The organism is uncultured Virgibacillus sp. (assembly GCF_947495635.1).
Taxonomy (GTDB): domain Bacteria; phylum Bacillota; class Bacilli; order Bacillales; family Amphibacillaceae; genus Virgibacillus; species Virgibacillus salarius.
This window is the reverse complement of the sequence record NZ_CANMAB010000062.1, coordinates 1-23278: the sequence shown is the minus strand read 5'-3', so window position 1 is coordinate 23278 and position 23278 is coordinate 1. Positions and strand designations below refer to the sequence as shown.

Genomic DNA, 23278 nt, shown 5'->3' with positions numbered 1-23278 from the left:
TTGAAAAAAGTAAAAAAAGTGATACGCCCTAAATTGGCGTACCACTTTTTTCAGTTACTGGGTTTTGTCCCAGCCCCCTTTTTACTAGTCAATTTTATTAGCTTTTGCCTTTTTTATCCCAAACAATTTTCTAAAACTACTTAATAGTGGCTGTTGTCCTTCTAGCACCATGCCTGCTAATTCAGCTATCACCTGCATACCTATCAAGACTACACCAAATAAAATTAGAGATGCTTGCATTGTACTGCTGTTAAAAGTAATTGCTAATATACCAAAGAATGCACTAAATCCATAAATGATCAAAACAGCTGTTCTATGACTATATCCCATCTTAATAAGCTGATAATGAATATGTTTTTTGTCAGCAGTTGCAATTCCTTGTCTATTTATTATCCTTCTAACTATAGCTAAGAGTGTATCAAAAACTGGTATAGCAATGACAATAATTGGGATGATAAAGCTAAAAAGGGCAACATTTTTAAATAAGCCTAACATAGATACTACTGCAATGCAGTAACCAAGAAATAAGGCTCCTGTATCTCCCATAAAAATCTTTGCAGGGTAGAAATTATGGAATAGAAAGCCAATACAACCCCCAATTAAAATAACAGATAAATAGGCGACAACAAGTCTGTAATCCATTATTGCCATAACTAGAATACTAGATAATCCAATAGCGGAAACACCTGCCGCTAAGCCGTCTAAGCCATCAATAAAGTTAATAGCATTGGACGCTCCTACAATCCATAATATCGTAACAATATAAGCAATTCCTTCTAAGTATACCGTACCGAAAAAAGGTACTGTTAATTTCTCTATGATCAACCCTGATGAAACAACAACGAAAGAAGCAGTTAACTGTCCAATTAGTTTATAAAATGGCTTTAATTCCAATATATCATCAAGCAACCCTGTAAGTAGCATGATAACTGCACCAATTATAATGGCATACATCTGAGGGTGTTCAGGCTGTAAGTATAAAAAACCAGCCGCAGCACCTATAAATATAGACAACCCACCTAAGCTAGCTTTTACACCATCATGGTTTTTCCTCTTATTATCTGGCTTATCTACTGCATACAGCTTAAATGCCAACTTTTTCACCAAAGGTGTTACAATTAAAGCCGTTACCACTGATATAATAAATCCTATTATCATTTCCATTGGATGGAACATATGTAGCACCTACTTAGTTCATGTTTACATTATTCATTCTAGATTATTTTATCATAGAAATTGTTTTAATTCTATTAGAGATGTAAAGGTTTTACATTTTCATTGCTTCATTGAAAAAAGCCATCATTAATGAATTCAAATGATGGCTTTTTCAGTTTAAAGGTATTTAATTGTATTCAGGTATATCTAGATATAAAGTATATGAATCTAACTGCTTGTATAAATTATACATAGTATAAATTTGCTTAGATGCCCATCCAATGTCAGTAGCATATTGATGAGATGCATATCCATTCTTTGACATGGAAGCTGGATTCCAACGCATTTTATATAGCGTATTTTGCCCAGATTTTATATACTCATTACCTATAAATTGCGCACCTCCAACAATCGCCTTATATGGTGTTGTCCATCCTTCTTTATATGCCTTTGCAGCTCCACATGTTATGGCACATCCATCGTTAGCACCTATACCATACATGTTATAGACAATTTTCCCTTTATATTCTACACCATTTGCCAATGTTGAAGTCCCATTTCCAGTTTCAAGTAAAGCATGTGAAACCAGATAAATATCATTAACTCCATTGACTCTACTGGCATCAATAAATGCTTGACCTTTACCTTCTAATATTCCCTTACCTAATAAGAATTTATTTAGAGTCGATGCAGTTGCATCACTAGATCTAGCTAAATCTAAAAATTGGAATTGTTGTCTTTCATCATTAATAAAATTATTAGGGTTTAAATAGTACTCTATATCTTCAGGACTAGCATTTACCCATTGTCTACTATTAGTAAATTCAATTTGATACCATCCATTTACTTCATTAATAATAGTAACTTTCGCACCTTCTTTAAGTTGACCAACTACCCAATAGCTTGTGCTTGGTCCACCTCTCACATTTAAAGTACTAGCGGTTACCTTTCCATTTTTAATATAACTCTTAGATACAAACGTATCATATTCCTTATCTGTTTGGGGATTGGCTTTCATTTGTATGTCTACAGCTTCTGATAAGGATATATCATATTTAGTCTTTTCTACTCCAAATATTTCTACTTCACTTTTTCTTACATATCCTACACGATCTAAGTATATAACACGCCACCAATTACCATAATCCGTTGCTATAGGATATATTATTCCTTTTTTAAGTTTTCCAAAAGGTACTAATTTACCTGTTGAATTATCCATAACTTCTACATCTTTTATAGGTTTTATTTTCACATTTTGTGTTGTGTATTTGGTATTAAGATTCTTTATACTCGATTTACTACCGGGAGTTGTACTTTTCGAATAAACGTAACCATAACCATCACCAAATCTAACTTTGTGCCAATTTTCGCCATAGCTGCTGACTCTTGGATATACCTGATTTTTTCTTAACTGACCAATTTCGACCAAACTGCCCCCACTATTATCATAAACTGGTAGATTATCAACTTGAACTTTAAAATAACTTATACTTTCATCAAAATTCAATTCAACATAATCCTTATATACATAACCAATTCTATCAGCAAAAATAATTCTTAACCAATTTCCATAATCACTTGCTATATGATAGGTTTGGCCTTTTTTTATAGTACCAAAAGGTTTTAGATGACCGCTACTATTATCATAAATAACAACTTCCTGTTTTGTAGTGAAGGTACTGTTGCTATGCTCATAAGAAATATTTTTATTATTAATATAATCCCCACTTGAAGGAACAGTATTTGCCTTATATACGTATCCATAATAATTGTTAAACTGAATCTTGTGCCAATTCCCATAATCTGAAACAATTTCATAAACTTGTCCTTTAGTAAGGGTACCAACCTCCTTTAAACTACCAGACCTATTATCGTAAACTGGTAAATTATTAGTTAGCACTTGGAAATACTTTTCCTCACCGACAAATTCTTTTCTAACATTTGAATTTAAAACATATCCTACTCTATCAGCAAAAATTACTCTAGACCAATCACTTCCATAATCCGACACTATCGGATATCTTTCACCTTCACTAATTGCACCAAATTGTACTAATTCCCCCGTACTATTATCATAGATAGGAACTTCTCTTAATGTTACGAAGGTTTGATTTGAGTTTATATATTTTGTATTTTCATTCTTCAAAGTTTTACCGTCATCCGGTATGGTAGAAGGTTTATAAACATAACCATAATCAGAACCGTACTGAATTTGATGCCAATTCCCATAATCTGTTTTAATTGGATACACTTGACCCTCTTCCAGCGTCCCTAGTACTTTTTTGTTCCCTTTAGAATAGACTGATAGTTTGTTCTCTACTACTTTAAAATAGTTCGCAGATGTATTTTCCCAAGTATTATTTATAGTAGAAAAAGTGGTTTTTTCATGAATAACTCTGTTCTCTTCTTCTCTTAGTTTTTCACTTTGATTTTTTCTTTCGCCTATGTCCTCTTCAACAACTTTATTTACTTCATAATCAGAGATGTTCTTTTCGCTTTCTACATCATTTCCTTCCGTTTCCGCATTGTTTTGTTCTGAAGTATCTTCTTCTGCTTTTTCTCCTTCTGTATTATCTGAGTCTATAGTTTCTGAGTCTTTTTTATTTATTTCTTGGTCAGAGATAATCTCTTCATTCTCTGCATTGTTTTGTTCAGAATCATCTTTTTCTCCTTCTCCCATCTCTGTATTATTGGATTCCATAGTGCCTTCTTTGAGAGATTTGTCAAAAATTACTTTTCTATCTTCTTTACTTAAATAGAATTCCACATTCCCCAAGTAAATAACATTTACCCCTACTTCATTTTTATAAACTGGATAATCTACTCTTTTTCCATCAAAGGTACCTCGCTCTTCCTCATCAGGATATAAAGAATAAAGTGAAGTGTATTCAGTATCAGATATACTTTTCTCTTCTTCTGTTTTTGCTTTCTCAAATTCTATATACTTTGGTAATTCATTTTCTGTATTGTTAACTTTAACAGCTATAAGGTTGTCTTTATCAATAGATATATATGTATCTGCATATTGGATTTCTATCTTATCTTTACTTTTTACCTCATTTCCATATAAGAAAGTTGCCTCCTCTAGAATAATACCATTCTCTAGTTCTATTGGTTCGATAACCTGATACAATTGATGATCGTTACTATCTGCAGCCTGTGCCATTAAATTATATGGGCCATAAAGCCCATTTAAAGGAAAATAATGAGTAAATATAACTAAAATAATGAACAGAATACTTACTTTTGATAAAATCTTTTTCATATAATTCCTCTTTCCGTTTAAGAATCTATCAGAATCATTGTAATTATATTATAATAACTTCATGATTACAATATAAATTGCAAATCTATATTATTATACAAGTTGATTTATGAGCTTCATCCTATTAGTTAAATAGACCTATTTATAACATTAATTCTTCTAAATAATTTCACATCTTTAGATTTCATCACCGCTATACCCTAACTTATGTTTTATACTTACTAAATTTGGATGGATATATAGGTCACAAATAGAGCGTTGTATCCATCGAAGTTAATTTTTCCTCATATCCTATTACTTTCTAAAACACTAGAACAAGAATACCTTTCTAAAAAATTTTTAAGGGGTTATGACGAAACTAGTCCAAAACATTAAAAAAGATTCTGATTGTCGTTATTTGTGATAATCGGAATCTTTTTTAATGAATGAATTTATGATTTAGTGTGCCATTAGCTGTGAGGCGGTGTACTTTCTCAAGTTTACCGCCATAAAGGAGAATCCTAATTCATTTTCATGTCGTTTTCTTTGCCTCTCACCGACATACGAGTGAAATGCAAAATTAGCCCTCAAAAATCCGAAGACTGGTTCTACATCTATTTTACGCTTTGCTTTCCCATTTCTCATTATAGTAAATCTTTCGATTCTTTCCTTCTTTTGCTTTCGTACATTGGGAGCGTAATAGACAGCCCGAACAGTCTTCAGATCGTAGACTTTAAAAGTCTGACCAACTGGCAATACAATCAAGAAGATGATGCTTTTACTGTGAAAAACATCCTGCTTATATATCTTTTTCTTTCCGATACATGTTATAAGTAATTAATAGAGTTCGTTTTCGATTGGTCAGGATATCTTCATAATTTTGTTCGCTTCCATATCCTGCATCAGCGACGATATAGTTAGGTAGGTGGTTGAACCCTTTCTCAACTTTATCTAGAAATGGAAAAAGTGTACGTGTATCGGTTGGATTGGGAAATAAATCGTAAGCGAGTGAGTGCGGTCCTTCTGTCGCAATTTGCACATTATACCCTGCCTAGAGTTGGTCGTTCTTCATACCCCCATCTTTCATTCGCATAAATATGGCATCATGATCCGTTTTGGAATTCGTTCTCCGAATATAGTCATATCGTTTTCATATTCCTGTTTGCACTTTACATAATCCTTAGAGTGTTTGTGATATTTTTTAGGTGCCTTACGCTTGGAGCGAAGCTCCTTACGTTCAGTTACGTCTTCGCCCGCTACGATTTGTTGATCATATGGTTCCACCTTGAAGTCCACAACGTTTGCGAGTTCCTTTGCTGACAGTTCCTCCGGACTTTCCGGATTCATTTCTGGAATAATTTCTTTTTCCATTAGTTCTTCATACATTTGATTGGGCTTCTCTATCAAATTGGCATTGGCTTCGATATTCGTTCCATCAATAAAAAATTGCTTCTTCTGGGATAATCTCTATGACATGATGAATGGCGGAAGCTATATCATTTTCTTGAAGTCTGATTCTAAATCTAGCGGCAAAATTGTTTGATTCATGTTATAATGTTTAAATATAAGGATATCTCCGATTCTGTTTTGGGTGGTACTTTAACTTAAGGTATCCTTTTTGCGTACAAAAATTATTAAAAATGGCACTCACCAATCAGATTCTACTGGGTTTTGTCCCGGCTCCTTCCTTTTCGATAAAACTAACTTAATATTTTAAATTAATATATTATGAATGAAGTATTTAATTCTGCTTTTGATGCTTCTACTTCGATTATCAATGTGTGTACATCAATAATAACTCCGTCTCTAGTATTATCAAAAGTCCAACTTTTAAAAACTTCGTTTTCATCACCGTATACGTTTGAAATGGTAAGCTCCACATCACTATTGACTTGTATAACCATCATAGTATTTCCATTCTTTTTAAGTGTAATCTCATTTTTATTATAATCTATACTAGGCATTATGTTAGGTGCCAAATGCCAAAGTAATTTATAATTATAAGTTGTATCTGATGATACACCATCTATAACAGTAATTACTTCATCGTCTTTATCATAGGTTACTTTTCTCTCATGAATAACTCCATCATATCTCTCATTAACACCAGTAACTGTAGGTAACTGTTTATTTTCTAAATTATATTCTTTAATGTAGGTATGATTAACTTTTTCATCCACTCTTGGTAATCCTTTATCATCTACTATTAAAGTATTATGAGCAAATGATGAATAAGCATATTTAGTTACTGGATTACTTAAAGTATAACTATGTGGACCCGCCTCAATAATAATGTCTTCATTGTTATAAATCCATAAACTTAAATCATCTGAATGTTTATGATAGTTTGTATGGTACGCTGCAGTAAAAAAGATATATGTCCCATTATTACTCCAACTATCTCTGAAAATTGCATAGTCTGCATCAGGAAAAACAGCATTAGTAGTAATTGGTTGTTTTCCTTGTTTCCCACTTGTTACTGCATATCGATAATAAGGATTATCCACCCAAAAATTATATAGTACCTTATCACTTGCATAAGTATCCGCAATTAGTGGCCATTTACCATCAGGCTTAATAACATGTATAGCGTAGTTAGCCATTTTGTTATACTTATTTAAAAAAATATTAGCCATATCACTATCACCAAATTCGTTTAATGTGTTTCCATATGCTCTTATAGAACCAGCTGTTGTTTGATGATAACTAGGTGAGTGTTCTAGATGAACACCATCCTCTGAAATTAAAGTATCAAAATAATTATTTAACCTTTTCACTGCAAGGTTATAATAATTACTAAATGGTTTGAAATCATAAAAATATTTGCTGAAAACAATTAAGCTAGCATCCTGGAACATTCCATGATTTGTATTTTTCGAATAAAATGAATCATCCATCAATAAATCAGCATGGAATATCATCAATTTAAAGAGCTCAATTTTTTGCTCATTAGTTAAAACCTCTTTTCCTGCCTCAAAAAAATTAACTAAAGTAGTTAGTCTTCTAGCAGTACCCTCATCATGCCAAGCCATACTATGCTTAGGATTATGATAAGGATTATTTATTTTCCAATCCTTTATTATTTCAAAACCTTTATTTATGTATTTTCTCCTTAAAGTTTCTTCCTCACTCAAATAATAAGCTTTAGCTAAATCATTTATAAAAAACAAACCATGTAATTGTCTTAAAAAAGATCGTTGATGTTCATTATCAACTCCAGATCCTTTAGTCCAGTCTATGCCATCCCTATAATTCATTGGAATACCATTATTGTATTTCGGAAATTTTATTTTATCATTTAAAATAAGATTAGCAGCTTTAATCATACCATTATCATTAACTTTTTTGCTATTTTGATTAAGAGGTGAAATAACTAAATATTTCCTTATAATGTTTATATAAGGGTTATGTTGAATTTTAAACTTAATTTTTCCTTGTTCTAAAACATTCCTGCTCTTCACATATCCTTTCCTCCCTGCAAATTCTAACAAATACCAATCTTTGTTGATTTTTTTTAGAAAATGCAATTGTTGAGCAGCTTTTATTTTAGCAATAGGACGAAAATCAGTCATAGAGTTATAAACTGAGGTCTCAATTAAAAAAATCAAGTTACCTTTTATCTTATTACTCTTTAACTTCAGTATATCGACCTGCCTATATAGAGAAAAGATAATTTTTTTTTGTTCGACCGGTTTGGTACCATCTTTCCATACGAAACCTATCTCATTACCAAAATTAACTTTATACCAATTCCCGTAGTCTTCTATACCTTTAAATCGATGACCTTTTAATAAAACCCCAACCCGTACAAGCTTTCCATCCTTTTTCAACGATATAGAGACATTTTTAGTAACCATAAATGGATTCCTATTCTTCTTATTCATCTATACGTTATTCTCCTTTAATAAAACATTGGATCTATGTCAAGAAATTTGATACATAATTCATAATCAGTTTTATCTTTCAGATTTAAGGTCCAACTCGCATCCCCTTGATCTTACTTTTATCAGTCTACTCATTTATGATAAATCTTTCTCTTGAACAGCTACTGTAATCTTTCTACCGTTTTACACTACCATCCTCATCGCATAGTTTAAATCTTCATCGTAATATTTTCCCACATATTGGACAGCCCATATATTATTTGTTCAAGTATCAAAATTAACATATTTACTTAGTGTGTCGTTTATCACTTATTGAATTTTCCGGTATTTTCATCAAAACAATACTTTTCCATTAGTAAATCAATGACATTAATTTAATGAAAATTCAGACTTTCAAACGCGAGTTAACATAATTGTTAAGATTAAACAAATTACATTGTAACATAAAAAAGATAAAAATTACCTAAAATATTATTCACTACCTAAAAAAATATCGTTATAATTAGTGGTAAAAAGTAATTATAACGATTCATTATATTAAAAAGTTACTTTATTTAACTAGGACATAACCTAATATTTATAAAATTAATCTTGTGATATTAATTTTATAGCATTAAAGAATTTAATTGTTTTTTTACAGTTTCTTTTCCAAACTTATTTACTATCCCCTGATACTTTACAGATAGGGAAATATTCTTCCGATTATGATTGAGAATAACCTGAACTGCTTCATTTACACCATTAACTATATTTTCTTTGGGATATAATGTTTCTGCACCTGGCCAATTAAAAACAACAGGTATTGCACCACTAGCCATACCTTCCATCGGAGCAAGATGGAAACTCTCAATTTCCGAAGTAGATAGAATATAATTTATATTTGAAAACCAATCTGCAACATCATCTCCATGTGGATCAAATACAATATTATTTTTCCAAGGAGACTTTTCTATTCTTTCAAAGACTTGTCTATAGTAAGATAACTCTTCTGGCCTATTGTTTATCCAGGGTAACTCGTCGGGTAATTTCCCTTTTATATATAATTTATATTTATCGTCCTCTTCACATAATTTTTCTAATATGCTTAGAGCTCTATCAAGCCTCTTCAACTTTGGCAATATTCCTAATATACCTAAATGATATTCCGAATTCTGTTTCTTTGGTAATTTAAACCGATCAACGTCCACCATATTAGGTATTATTATCATTTTTTCTCTAGGTATTTTTTTTATACGGTTAAATTCTTCAAAAATATGTGCACTAATAGCTATCACTTTATTTACATTTGTATAATTCACATTATCTAAATAATTACTATTTAATTCCTGTCTATGCACTCTAATAAATAAAGATTGACCTTTTAATTTATTATTAGAATAGAACTCAGCATTTCCTAACCCCCATTCACAAAATATTATGTCTGCTTGTTTAAGTAAATTTAAACTACGGTGGTAATCATGTGAGTTGTGCCCTGACCATTTGTCGACTAATACCTTAATCCCCTCTAGTTTCTCGCAATAATCAATATACCAATAAATAAATTTAAAATCATGGCCAGCAAACAAGATAGTCTTCTTTTTTGCGGGTTTTAATTTTTTTAATTGATCAAGAATGCATTTACTTACTATAGAAAATTGGTATTTTTTACTTGCATTATAACAAGCAATCGCACCCTTCTTATATAACTCCTGATCACTAAATGCAAGTACAATTTTTTCAACTAATTCATTATAGTTATTACAATAAAAAGGATAGTCATCACCTAGTAAATTTACGTATTGCTTAATTTTTCTTACAACAACCGGTTTACCTTGTATTCCATATTCTAAGAATTTTGTTGATAATTCTACACTATTGTTATTATCAACTTTTTTAGATCTATACGCAAAACCAAGGTCTGAACTCTTAATTAATTTTAGTGATTCGGAGCGAGAAACTGCTCCAACCCAATTAATTCCTTTAGTGTTTTCGAATTTATCAATAATTTCATCTTTTTGTTCTATAAGACCACCTTGGAATTTGTCCCCAGCGATATTCAAAGTGAGAGTATCTACTTGTTTTTTTGCCTCTATAAAAGAATCGTACATTGAAATTATTTCCCAATCTTCAGCAAATTTACCAGTGTAAACAATAGAAAAGTCCTCATAACCAAAGTATGGGGATTTATTTGAATCATTTACGGTTGGAGGAAGCGTTATAAAAATATCCTTAGAAATTCCAAATTTGGTAGACAGCATGTTTTTCATTTCTTCAGTTTGAACAAAAATTTTAGGGCATTTCTTGTATATTTTTTTAAATAATTTTATATCTTTTGATTTATCATCATAACTAAAGTCAGTTATATAAGGTATTAACTTTTTAGAAAAGTCACGATTAAGACAATGATTTGTTAGAATTTTTCCTCTTGTTATGATTAAATCATAATCATTTTCTTGATCTAGTTTTTCTATTAGTTTACTAGCTTCTTCAGGCTGCATCCTATTGCTATTTTTGAACATTATTTTTGATTCTCTTTTAAAAGGGTTTATAAATTCTATATCTTCAATATTTTGTATATTAGTTATAACATGTTTTCGCTTAATTGGAGATTTAAGTAAAATACTTAAATCAACTGATCGATCGTATGTTAAAATATTTGCTAGTGATGTTAGCCAAATAGCCGATCCGTCCATAATATTTAAGTTCTGATCACCATATAATAAAATCTTCAAGTTATTCATACTTATTTACTCCTTTTTCCTATTTTAAAATATTAAATTTATCACTACTAAATATCCTTTTACCATGTTGTCCAAATAGCCTTCGAATTGTTTCCTTTCGGTGATCAATTATATCCCTTAACAAATAGCCTTTTATACCACTAATATTAAATACTGCAGTGTCTTCATCTATTTCGCTTACATATTGATATTCATACTTATCATAACTATAATTTTCATTACTATAAATCGATTTTTTCCCAATTATATCTGCGTCAGAGTAAATACAAGCATACACTAAATCTTCAATATAGTTTTCACCGTATGTATAATTTAAGTTCATAATAGTGAAGTACTTACTTTTAATTATTTCGGTTAACTCATATTTATACGCATAGTCGATAATATATGTCGAAATATACATAGAATTATAATTATTAATTAAAAATTCATAACCATCAAATATAGTTGTTAATAATAAAATTTTTATATTTTCATATGATTGTTTTTCCACGATTTCCTTTGCCTTTTGTAAATCGGCCATAGAATTAATTAAAAATATAATCGTGATATCGTGCTTATTTTTTTCATACTCAATATTTAATATATCTAGAATAAACTCCATACGTTTTTCGTATGTATGTTTTCTAAACACTTCTCGAATTCCTTGCAAAGCAAGGTTACGATAATTTTCATCATTATTCATTAGGTTAATAACACTTTTCTCAAAATCTTTCCGATCTTCCAGTAAAGTAACAGTATTGTAAAAAGTTTTTTTTATCCCAGTAGAGTAACTACTTATAATAGGAGTTCCACAAGCCAATCCTTCAAAAACTCTTCTTGAAAACATTGTAGGTGAGTATTTAACACTATTTACATTTAAAATAAGACGATAGTCTTTATAAGCTTTATAAATTTCACTATATTTTAATGAACCCTTTATATTATTACTAAGAAAATCTGGAAATTGAAAATCAGTATTTCCATTCTTATTACGGTCATAATTTCTATCAAAAATGTCAAGTCCGTAGCTTTTTGCGACAGATAATATTTCATCCATATCTTTTTTTCGATCAGGATGGCGATTTGTATAATAAGAACCAGCAAAAGATATTCGCTTGTTTTTCCCATTTATAGAAATTGGGTTATGAATTTTGGGATTCGCAGCAAATTGCATTGTTCTTACACGATTATGCCCAACATATCTTCTATATTTTGGAATCATATTTGAATCGGTTGTAAAGATATAATCAAAAAGTGTAGCGGATTGAATAAATTTATCAAAATGTACAGGATCTTCTTTATTCCAAAATATAGTTGGTATATTGTTATCTCTACACCAATATATAAGTTCTTTTAATTTAGCATTATTATTATTATTATTATATTTTCCAACTTGGTACTCCCAAGTTCCTGAATTTCCCTTCCAAGCAGATTCAACAATTAATAAATCAGGCTTCACAGATTCTAACTTTGTTCTCCAATTACTTTGTGAAAAAGTAATTAATGTTACAATATCTTTAAAAGATGACATACTAAATTCGTCAAATATACAAGCCACTCTTACATCTTTTAATTTCTTTTTCTCATTTAGGTTTTCTAAAAGCGATTTATTCGTACCATATTCTGATGTTTTAAATTTCTTTATTTGTATTTCGCCCTTCCCAAGTAAACGAATAGCAATCCTAACATAAGTACTGTTTGGCTTAGCAGTAAATATTTTCTTATCATTCAATCTAAATCTATTTGTACTTATGCGATTATTATTCTCGTCATACTCAATTAGATAAATAATTGCTTTGATATTACCTGATTTTTTTCCAGAAATTTCAATAATATTTGGAGTATCTAAAAGTATCTTGTATTCACTTTGAGTTATAGACTTAAATTTAGTGTTATTCTCGAAGAGTGTGAGATAAGTTACTCCTTTATTCTTAGATTCAATAACTATCGAATTATTAGTCCCTTTAAATAAATTTAACTTCCTTTTCTTATATTTCCAGTTATTCAAATTAAAGAACTCGTCGGATATATCAATTAGCGAATATTTCGCTTCTTTATTAATATTATTTTTAAACATTTTTTACTGTTCCCCCACTATTAATAATGAAAAAAATTTGACTATATAATTAATTATCTTGTTAATTAAAAGAATAAAATTTATTTTAAATAAAGAATTATATATAATCTAAAATAAATTTTAAAATTAGTATTTTTGTCCTATATAAGGTTAGCATGTTGATTACATTCATATCAAGTGAATTTATTAAATATTCCAGAAAAATTTAATACCTATCTAATTACTAAAAAGGATTACTCCAGTAACCCAAGAACTAAATCTCTTATGTAGCTGAGAGAACAGAATTGATCTGTATAGAAATTACACAAAAAGAAAAGCTGATTAAGTGGTGAGTTAGCTTTTCTTTTTGATTAAACTTATTTTTTGACCAATTAATATACTCCATTAAAAACTAGAAGAATACCCAGTATAATTACGGGTATAACAACTAGACTATGCCTTATTATTGAACCAAATGATTTTTTTTTCGTTTTAATTTTATTTATTTCGGCATTTGTAATTTGATTATCTAACATTTCTTTTTTATGCGTCTTTTTCTCCAAATCAGTTAGTGAGTTGAACCATTTTGTAAACTTTTGATAATTATCTACTACTTTATCCGAATCCCCTATTTCTTTAATTTGTCCATAGTGCATCCAAATAACCTTTTCACAGAAGCTTTTCATTTGACTCGCTGAATGACTTATAAAGAATATTGTCTTCCCTTCTTCTTTAAACTCTTTCATTTTATTTAAACATTTTTGTGTAAATGTACTATCCCCTACAGACAAGGCTTCATCAATTATTAAGATATCTGGATTAGTGTGTACAGATATAGCGAAACCTAACCGTGATTTCATTCCGCTTGAATATTCTTTTACCGGTTGGTAGATATAATCACCTATGTCAGCAAAATCAATTATAAATGGGGTTACTTCTTCTACTTTTTCCTTGGAAAGGCCAAGCATTATGCATTTCAATTTAATATTATCCATGCCTGAAAGATTATTATTTAGACCAGCTGATATTGCTATTAATGAACTCTTACCTTTAATATTTACAATACCTTCAGTCGGTTGAAGAACACCAGCTAATATATTGGAAACAGTGGATTTACCGGAGCCATTTAGTCCTACTATTCCTACAGTTTCGCCTTCAAATATTTCAAAAGTAATATCACGTAATGCTAAAAATTGTTTACCATCTTCTTTTTTCAGGGAGAGTAAATTTAAGAGTTTTTCAGATTTCTTACTATACAAATCAAAGGATTTATATACATTTTTTAATTCTACTTTTTTCTTCATTTTCCCATTCCTTTTATTACATGTAATCCATGAAATTTTTTCTGAATTTCAAGTGTAACATTGAACCAAAGTATAATAATGCAAAAGTAAATACCCAAAAATAACCCATATAAATAGGATCTTCGAAAAACCAAGATCTCCCCAAAATTGAATCCCGAAACCCTTCAATAATATAATAAAAAGGATTCAATTTTAATATGTTTTCGATAATATATCCCCATTTATTAAACTTTTCAATAATTAAATCTGTACTCCATAGAATTGGAGTTAAATAAAACAACATTCGCATTAAAGATTGCAATAATACTTGAAAATCTCTTATTAAAGTAGAAATAGTTGAACTTACCAATGCAAAAGCAAATAAAAACACATACATACTAATAGTATAATAAATAATTTGTATTGTGTATATTGATAGAGGTATTCTGTATAATAATGATACGACAATAAGCAGAGCTAGCATTGCAAAGAATTGGTAGCTATTACTTACAATTCGTATTGTCGGTAAAAGACTAACTGGAAAATTCATTTTTGAAACAAGACCAATTTTTTGATGAACACTGTTAGATCCTTGAGTTACTGTTGGTGCTATAAAAAACCATGGAATTAAACCTATAATTAACCATAAAAAGAATGGCGTATTTCCTACATCTGCTCCTCCCCTCAGACCAATCCCAAAAACAAACCAATATATAGCTATTTGAATTGCTGGATTTAGGAATTGCCAAAAGGAACCTAAGTAATGTATTTGATGGGTACCCTTTACTTCAAATGAAGCCATACGAAAAATTAAATCTCTATATTTAAATTGCTCTTTTAATACTTGTCTAATTGCTTTAAACATATAGAATGCTTCCTTTACCTAGGATTAAAGATACTTATAAAGATTTCCGAAGTTAATGTATTGTATCTCTTCAGGATGCTCCTGCACTACATTTTTCGTATCTAGTACTTGAGGTGTGTTCATTTTTCCAAAATATGCACTTGTTAAATCTTTAAATTCATTATGATCACTTAATACCAATACTAAATCAGATCCATCCAATGCTTTCTCTAGATCATTTTCGACAAAGCTTAACTTCACATGTGGATCATATGCTACAACATCATATTCAGGACGTGCATGTAACGCTTCATAGATATCCATTGCAGGACTTTCTCTTATATCATCGACATTTCCTTTATAGGTTAAACCAAATACTGTAATCTTCTTACCATTACGCTTAGCTAATAGTTTTTCAACAGAATTAATTACAAATTCTGGCATAGACTTGTTAATTTGTCTTGATAAATTAATCAATTTTGCTTGTTCTGGTGCTTTAGCAATAATGAAGTAAGGGTCTACAGCAAGACAGTGGCCACCTACACCTGGACCAGGGGTATGCAAATTAACACGCGGGTGCTTGTTTGCCATTTCAATAACCTCTAAAGCATTAATATTTAGCTCATTGCACACTTTTGTTAATTCATTAGCTAATGCAATATTTACATCTCTGAATGTATTTTCCATTAACTTAGACATCTCCGCAGTACGCGCATTCGTCTTTATAATTTCTCCTTGAACAAAAGTTTGATAAACCTCTGCTCCTTTTTCTGTACACATTGGTGTCAGACCACCAACAATCCTATTATTGTGTATTAATTCATGTAATATTTGACCTGGTAAAACTCGTTCTGGACAATGTACTAAGAAAATATCTTCACCAATAACGAAGCCTGCTTCCTCCAATTTAGGCTTTACAAAATCATCCATTGTTCGAGGTGCAATGGTTGATTCAACGATGACAACATTCCCTTTTTCTAAGAAAGGAATTATATTTTCTGTTGCTTGCATAACATAGCTTAAATCAGCTGACTTAAACTGATCATTATTATTTGGTGTCGGTACTGCAATAATAAAAACATCTGCAGGCTGCGGTTCAAGAGATGCTTTAAAATTACCAGAAGCAATCGCCTTTTCTAGTGCTTCCTGTAATCCTGGCTCTTCTATGTGAATTTGCCCATTATTCAACATTTCTACAGCTTCCCTTTTCACATCAACACCCAATACCTCTACATCATGATTTGCAAACATAATAGAAGTTGGCAATCCAATATATCCTAATCCTACAGTACAAAGTTTCAACATTATACCCTTCTTTCTCTTTTTGTAAAAATTAATATTTTTTATATACTTCAAGTAATCGATGTTGCTCTATTTCCCAATTATACTTTTTTCGAGCATTTTTGCAATTGCTGCTAAAAAAATCACGCTTGTCTGGGTTTTCCAACAACTCGTTTACTCCTTTTGCTATTTCATCTGGGTCATGCGGATCGATCGTGATCCCTACTTCACTTTCTTCAACTGCTCGTTTAATTTCAGGGAAATTACAAGCTATAACTGGAACCTCATTCATCATATACTCAAATAATTTATTGGATGATGCTGACCAATGATTAAAGTTAATATTATTTAACACCTGAAATCCTAAATAAGCGTTTTTTGTATACTTTGGTAGCTCCCGAACAGGCACTTTAGCGATAAATCTTATTTTCTCTTGCAAATTTCGATCACTTACCATCTGTATAAGTTTTTCTTTAATCTTTCCATCTCCTATAAATACGAGTGTACCCTCATGGAATTTCGGAAATGCTTCAATTAATTTTTCAAGGCCTCTACCTGCTTGAATACCACCTTGATATAACAAAATTTTCTCATCCTTAGGCAACTGCAACATTTCGTGTAGATCCACCTTTTCATGCACCTGCTGTATATGAAGTGATGGATAATTATGCAATACATGAGGATAAAAGCCATATAAATCCTCATTAAACTTTGCTCGTGTGTCATTTTCTACAATCATACTATCCATTCGTTTTATGAAAAAATTTTCAAACCGTCTATACCATGGACTATCATAACCTGTTCTACTTGTTTGCACTTCATGCGAATCATAAATTAAAGGTTTCTTCTTTATCCTCCATTTTGAACTGATATATCCTTGCGGAAGTGTGTTAAGGTCGTTGGAATGATAAATATCATAATTCCCTCGATAGCCCTTCCAGATCATTCGTAGAATTAATGCACTTCTAATCCATATTACTCTTACTTTCGTTTTCAGCAACAACCCCACAATGATCGTTAAAGGAATAATCACCCAAGGTAATAAATAAACTAAAAATCCCCAAATGACAAGCAAAGGAACAAGTGGCCATTTCTTTCCTAGTGCAAAGCGGTATGCCTTCTGTAAAAACAATAAAGTCTTGGGGTAGCGTTGCATACGATACACTCGAAAATGATCGTTTATTTCTTCATATTTTTGTACATCTGGATCATTGGGATCATCAATACAGATTAATTCTACATCATACCCATTATTCGAAAGACTGGTGCATTCTCTCAGTACTCTTGCATCATTTGTAAAGTGATTCCAAACAAACATACCTACTCTTTTCATCAAATAACCTCTTATTCATATATAATCTCTACTATTTTTTCAATATTGCTTTCCCATAAAAAATATTTAGAAACTGTTTTTGTACAATTATCAGCTAATTGTTTTCTTTCGTTTGGATTTGCTTTTAAGGATAAAACCTTATCTACCATACCACGTACATTATCCTGATCAAAAACAAATCCTGTTTTATTATCTTCAATTACTTGAGCTGCGGTTCCTTTAATCCCCGCTATGATTGGTGTTCTACAGGTCATATAATCAATGACTTTGCCGGGTAGCACTGTATCAAACACCTCATTATCATTTAATAAAGCAATAGCTACATCACATTGTTCGATCAGTTCCAGACTCTTTTTGCGTGTCGTTGGCTTATGCATATATACATTCGTTAGCTGATTTTGTTCTATATAATGGATGAATTCCTCTGCTTTCATTCCATAACCTAAAACGTCGAACCGTATATTATGCTCCTGTAATAAACTAGCAACGTGCTTCAAGTGCTCAATATCTTGAGCCAGTCCTAAATTCCCTGTATATACAACACGGAATTCTTCCCTATTCGACTTTTCTTTAACAATCTCATGAATTCTTGGACCGTTTGGCAAATAAATTAAAGAATGCTTATTTACATCTAAACTCGCTTTAATATGCTGCTCAAATCCTTTACTGTTTATCACAATATAGTTGGCCATTCGGTACATTTTCCGTTCTAACATACGAAAAAATTTAATAATGATTGGATGATCGAATGTTTTTACTCCAATTAAACTGTCAGGCCATAAATCTCTTACTTCCAGAATTATTTTTGATTTAACAACTAAATTACCTAGAAGTGCGGCAAATACAATAAATATAGGGGGCGTAGTTACGTATATATAATCATATTTCTCATTTTTTAATTTCCAGAGCCTATGTAAAAAACGAAACATTATTTCTATATATAAAAATAAACGACTAAATATACGATTAGAAAACTTCTTATTTTTAATGGGAACTCTTATAATTTTATCTGAACTTTTATTTAAATGTGGATCATCCCAAAACATGTCATCCTTATATAAGTTTTTATTTGGATAGGCAGGCTCTGTTGTCAATACATGTGTTTCAATGCCCTTATCATTCAATAATTGAAATATATTCTTCATCCTATTACCCGCACTTCCGATGACAGGATAGAAGTTCTGTGTCATAATTAAAACTTTCTTTGTCATTTTAACGCTCCTAATTGGAAATGCATACCTAATACATTTTATCACAATTTAACATTTTTCGATAAGATTAAATTTTGCACTTTAAACCCACTGAACATGAAAGAAACCCTTGTGTGGATAAACAAGGGCTTAGCTTACATATGAAGTCTAAATTAACACTCTCATACGGTTAAGCATTTACTTCTTCCAAGTCATTTGCTAATTTTATTTTACTAACACTACAATATTTTTCTAATTCATCCGTTGTAACCAGTACGGAAGGAAATTGGTTATAATATTCCATGCTCTCCATGCTGTTTACTGTCCAAACAATCAATTGAATGCCTTTTTGCTCACATTTATTTATATAGGATTCCTTGATACCATCGTAGCGCACAGCAATATATTTGGCACCTAATTTTTCAATTGTACGAAAGTGAGAACGCTTGAACTTATTAACTAATAAACCAATTTCGAGTTTATCAGAAATATTACGGAGCCGCATTAATGCTTGTTGATCAAATGATATGATATAGACTTGATCCATCATATTCGTATCTTCTATTACCGAGCACACAATTTCTTCCATATTATTATATAGCTTTGGATTTTTTAATTCTATTGATACTGTTACACGGTCTTTTGCAATTAATAATACCTCTTCCAAAGTAGGAATAACTTCCATATCATTTATTGTAAAATTCCGTAATTCTTTAAGAGTATACTCTCTTATTTCTCCTTTACCGTTTGTCATTCGATCAATTTTATGATCATGCATAACAACTGGTATCCCATCTTTGCTTAAGTGTACATCAAGTTCAATATGAGTATAATTTAAATCAATAGCAGCTTGAAAAGAAGACTTGGTGTTCTCCGGGTACTTTGCAGGATATCCTCTATGACCAATCCCTCGTATACGCATTAATACTCTCCTTTTGCTAGATTTTATATCCTCTTAACTAAGAGTGTAAATGATTTTTATGAAGCTATTATAATTTTAGTGTAAATTTTATGTAAAAAACCTGTTAGTTCACTCTAAAGTGACTCCTAACAGGTTTTCCATCGTTAACTTCGATTTTTTGCTTCAATTTTCTTCGATCCGAGAATCAAATAATTTAATTCCTCTTTAGGAATCTTATTAAATTCCGTTCGTTTTGCAAAATAAAAAATCACACCTAATCCAATCCATGCTGCTAAAGCAATCCGTGATTGGATGCCAAGAAATGCTGGTGATCCAGGTATTAATAATAAAGCTAGGAAAACCAAGCTTGCTAGCATTCCAACTGCTGAGACCGTTTTTTTAAATGGCGACACAGCGTGCTTTTTCGGATCAAAGCTTTTGTCTTTTTTTGTTTTAAACAAAGTGAAAGCCGTGTAGCATGTATAGAAATAAGCAATCGTTACACCTACAGAAGACATATCCACTACCCATAGTAATGCTTCTCGCCCAAACCAAGGAGCGAATGCAGATACAACTACAGTAAATATAATTCCTACATAAGGTGTTTTATATTTTGGGTGAAGCTTTGAAAAGACTTCTGGTAAAATCTTTGCACGTGACATTGCAAATAACAGACGACTTGATGAAATAATAAAACCGTTCAGTCCAGTAAATACTCCCATTGTTAAAGCGGTAACAAGTAGCACAAGTCCCATTGTCCCCAATAGCTCTTGAATTGCAGCGCCTGTATCCCACACATGACTTTCGGCCACTAAACCCTGCCAAGGTTGAATCATTGCCGTTGCGATGATCATGAGACTGTATAATACCGCAGCAAAGAAAATGGCAAGTATGATTAACGAAAAGGCCTTTTTAGATGAAAAGTGAAACTCTTCTGCTGCCTGTGGAACATTATCAAAACCAACATATGCCCAAGGCGCAATTGCTACGATAGAAATAATGGCTGCAAATGCTGTCGTTTCAGTAGGAAAAAATGGTTGCACATTGGAAAGGCCAGCACCTGGCTGCCCACCAACCATAAAGGTTATTGCTACAATACTTAGAATCATAATACTACAAAAGATAAATTGCATACGCCCTGATAAGCCTGTCCCTCTAACGTTAAAAGAACCAAATGTACCGAGCGCAACCGAAGCGATAATGATCTCCATTCCATAAACATCCCAACCAGCTACTTGATATAGGGGTAAATTTTCAATAAGTGCTGGAAAAACAAACTTAAACATTAACGCAAATGCCGAAGCGTTTAACGCGACAATACATATATATCCTAGGGTTAAAAACCATCCACTTATAAATGCATGCGTACGACCTAAACTAATAAATGCATACGCAAACTCTCCACCTGATACAGGAAAACTTTTTATAAGGAAACCATAGCTAACTGCTATAAGCATCATTAATAAAGCACCAATACCGAAGCCGATAATTACTCCCATTGGTCCTGCTGTGGACATCCATGTCGTTGGTTGAACAAAAGCCCCCCAACCTATCGATGACCCTAAAGCTATCGCCCAAACCCAATGAGCCTTTAAAGATTTTTTCAGCGTCGTTCTTTCTTCCATGATTGATCTCCTTTTTTTCTTGGTCCTTTGACCTAAGATGTTTACACACCTGTAGAATTCTATCACATTGTCTGATTATTAAACAAATTCCATATTCCTCTATATAGCAAGACATAGACTTTAATCGAGGCATATAGTCACCACCATCGCAAACGTAGTTAAATTATGAGCCATTTCGACTTATTTCCTCACCTACATAACCTTGCATAAGCAATAATGTCTAATGGAAAACTACAGATAGATAGTGGTACCCTTCTTTTATATCGAATAAACATGTTATCTGTCGGATCACCATCCACGTTACGTAAGTAAATTTTCTACATTAAGGAATAACGGTGAGCTTGCGAGCCGATGATGACTTTTCGTAGGGCGATTTGTGAAGTCGCCTCGTTTCTGTACACTGGAGCTGGCCGCGGCGCAACACGACCCTATTTATCAACATCAAAAAGAGAAGAATCAGATATAACAAGATTCTTCTCTAATCATAACGAAGACTCTCCTTCACCTTTATCAGATTGAAGAAGAGTCTGGATTATTCTATGGTCAAGGAGAGTCGTCTACTTTCCTATTCTCTAGTATTAACTTGTACCGTGTTTTTTCTTCATTTCTTTTAAGTATTCCTCTGACTTTCCCTTAGGAATACTTAACGATTGCCATTGCGTCCCTTTTAGTTGTTTACCTATGTAAAGAATTTGTCCAATATGTGATGAATAGTGTGTTAGTTGCCTTTCAATTGCATCGATTACCGATAAAGACTGAGATCGGATGGTTACATATTTTTCTAGGTCCTCCTCCTTTAAACTCTGAAGCGTGCTGATTAATATACGCCAACCGTATTCCCATGTTTCCAGCAAATCATCCTTAGAGGCAATGGTATTAATAAACTCTTGATCCCTATTTCGATTTTCCTTTTCTCCATCACTAGTTAAAAAATCTGTCCATCTGGATACCATATTTCCACTCATATGCTTAACAATAACAGCAATACTATTTGCTGCTTCATTAGGTACCCAATGGATATCGGGTTCCTCTAATTGCTCCAATGCCCGATCGCCTTGATTCTTCAACTGATTAAATCGGCTATTGATTACTTGTAAATACGTCTGTCCAATTCCCATGTGTATCTCCTTTCATCGCTTACTTTTTCTTTTCAAAGTTAAATCGGTTACGAGATAGAACTATTATAATCTCACTTTGTAGTTCTATCTAAATTGGAGAAGCGTTAAAAAAGATAAATAGCAAAGGCTAAGATAGCTAAAAGAATGGTGATACTGTATATCCATGTTAATATTGGGACATTCGATGATAAAGACTTTGACTCATATTCAATGGATCGCTCCAGCTCATCCTGAGGCGTATGCCCCTCTTCTTCGTACTTCTTCATTTTATTTTCTTCTTGCTTTAATGCAAAAATAGTACCACCTAATGCTGCGATGAATAATACAATTAATAAAAGAATAAGACCTAAACTCATAATATATCACCTGACTTTTTCTGTTTTGGCATCTGCCTTTCTTCATGACAAGATCGCTGAATTATTCTGTTAATGCTTACTGGAAATCCATTAACAATCTTAAGATATACGTTACACTTCAATTCGATGCCTCCTTAAACGGAAAAATGAACCTTCTACCTACTATAATATACCGTTTTCAAATTATATCACCATCCAATTCAGTATCTTTTTCCCCATCAACTTTTATTAAGAAAAACGGAGCAAAATTCGCTCAGTCCTTATCACTAAATGCTCAGATTTACGCTTCCTCTAGTAGCTATTATG

Annotated in this window: 15 protein-coding genes and 1 pseudogene; all 16 read right to left on the bottom strand. The window is 31.7% G+C overall.

What is annotated here, in order from left to right:
- Positions 1-84 precede the first annotated feature (84 nt).
- Positions 85-1176 carry a glycosyltransferase family 4 protein gene (locus Q1A47_RS13445; protein WP_026679826.1) on the bottom strand — a complete coding sequence of 364 codons (1092 nt, stop codon included), beginning with the start codon at positions 1174-1176 and terminating at the stop codon, positions 85-87.
- Between the two features lie 166 nt (positions 1177-1342).
- On the bottom strand, positions 1343-4420 hold the full coding sequence (locus Q1A47_RS13440; protein WP_246484849.1) for an SH3 domain-containing protein: 3078 nt from the start codon (positions 4418-4420) through the stop codon (positions 1343-1345).
- Between the two features lie 438 nt (positions 4421-4858).
- Positions 4859-5878, bottom strand: a pseudogene (locus Q1A47_RS13435) (transposase); the annotation flags it as partial.
- A 239-nt stretch (positions 5879-6117) separates the two neighbouring features.
- Positions 6118-8283, bottom strand: coding sequence for an alginate lyase family protein (locus Q1A47_RS13430; RefSeq protein WP_051388240.1), 2166 nt, complete (start codon positions 8281-8283; stop codon positions 6118-6120).
- A gap of 605 nt (positions 8284-8888) precedes the next feature.
- Positions 8889-11003: a glycosyltransferase gene (locus tag Q1A47_RS13425; protein WP_166530814.1), complete on the bottom strand. Its 2115-nt coding sequence runs from the start codon at positions 11001-11003 to the stop codon at positions 8889-8891.
- A 19-nt stretch (positions 11004-11022) separates the two neighbouring features.
- Positions 11023-13062: a glycosyltransferase gene (locus Q1A47_RS13420; RefSeq protein ID WP_051388242.1), complete on the bottom strand. Its 2040-nt coding sequence runs from the start codon at positions 13060-13062 to the stop codon at positions 11023-11025.
- Between the two features lie 371 nt (positions 13063-13433).
- Complete coding sequence (locus tag Q1A47_RS13415; RefSeq protein WP_034678367.1) at positions 13434-14345, bottom strand: ABC transporter ATP-binding protein; 912 nt, start codon at positions 14343-14345, stop codon at positions 13434-13436.
- Positions 14346-14361: 16 nt separating this feature from the next.
- On the bottom strand, positions 14362-15189 hold the full coding sequence (locus tag Q1A47_RS13410) for an ABC transporter permease (RefSeq protein ID WP_026679830.1): 828 nt from the start codon (positions 15187-15189) through the stop codon (positions 14362-14364).
- Between the two features lie 24 nt (positions 15190-15213).
- On the bottom strand, positions 15214-16470 hold the full coding sequence (locus Q1A47_RS13405; protein ID WP_026679831.1) for a nucleotide sugar dehydrogenase: 1257 nt from the start codon (positions 16468-16470) through the stop codon (positions 15214-15216).
- A 31-nt stretch (positions 16471-16501) separates the two neighbouring features.
- Entirely contained in the window at positions 16502-17782 is a 1281-nt protein-coding gene (locus Q1A47_RS13400; RefSeq protein ID WP_034678369.1) for a glycosyltransferase, read from the bottom strand.
- 11 nt (positions 17783-17793) lie between these two features.
- Complete coding sequence (locus Q1A47_RS13395; protein WP_166530813.1) at positions 17794-18993, bottom strand: glycosyltransferase family 4 protein; 1200 nt, start codon at positions 18991-18993, stop codon at positions 17794-17796.
- A 169-nt stretch (positions 18994-19162) separates the two neighbouring features.
- On the bottom strand, positions 19163-19894 hold the full coding sequence (locus Q1A47_RS13390) for a glycerophosphodiester phosphodiesterase family protein (protein ID WP_026679834.1): 732 nt from the start codon (positions 19892-19894) through the stop codon (positions 19163-19165).
- 143 nt (positions 19895-20037) lie between these two features.
- Entirely contained in the window at positions 20038-21498 is a 1461-nt protein-coding gene (locus tag Q1A47_RS13385; RefSeq protein ID WP_166530812.1) for an APC family permease, read from the bottom strand.
- A gap of 578 nt (positions 21499-22076) precedes the next feature.
- A complete protein-coding gene (locus Q1A47_RS13380) occupies positions 22077-22616 on the bottom strand; it encodes a DUF1572 family protein (protein ID WP_121603928.1) in 540 nt (179 codons plus the stop codon).
- A 104-nt stretch (positions 22617-22720) separates the two neighbouring features.
- Positions 22721-22972 carry a hypothetical protein gene (locus Q1A47_RS13375; protein WP_026679837.1) on the bottom strand — a complete coding sequence of 84 codons (252 nt, stop codon included), beginning with the start codon at positions 22970-22972 and terminating at the stop codon, positions 22721-22723.
- A complete protein-coding gene (locus Q1A47_RS13370; RefSeq protein ID WP_255637642.1) occupies positions 22969-23094 on the bottom strand; it encodes a hypothetical protein in 126 nt (41 codons plus the stop codon). The genes Q1A47_RS13375 and Q1A47_RS13370 overlap by 4 nt, the downstream gene beginning before the upstream one ends.
- Positions 23095-23278 lie beyond the last annotated feature (184 nt).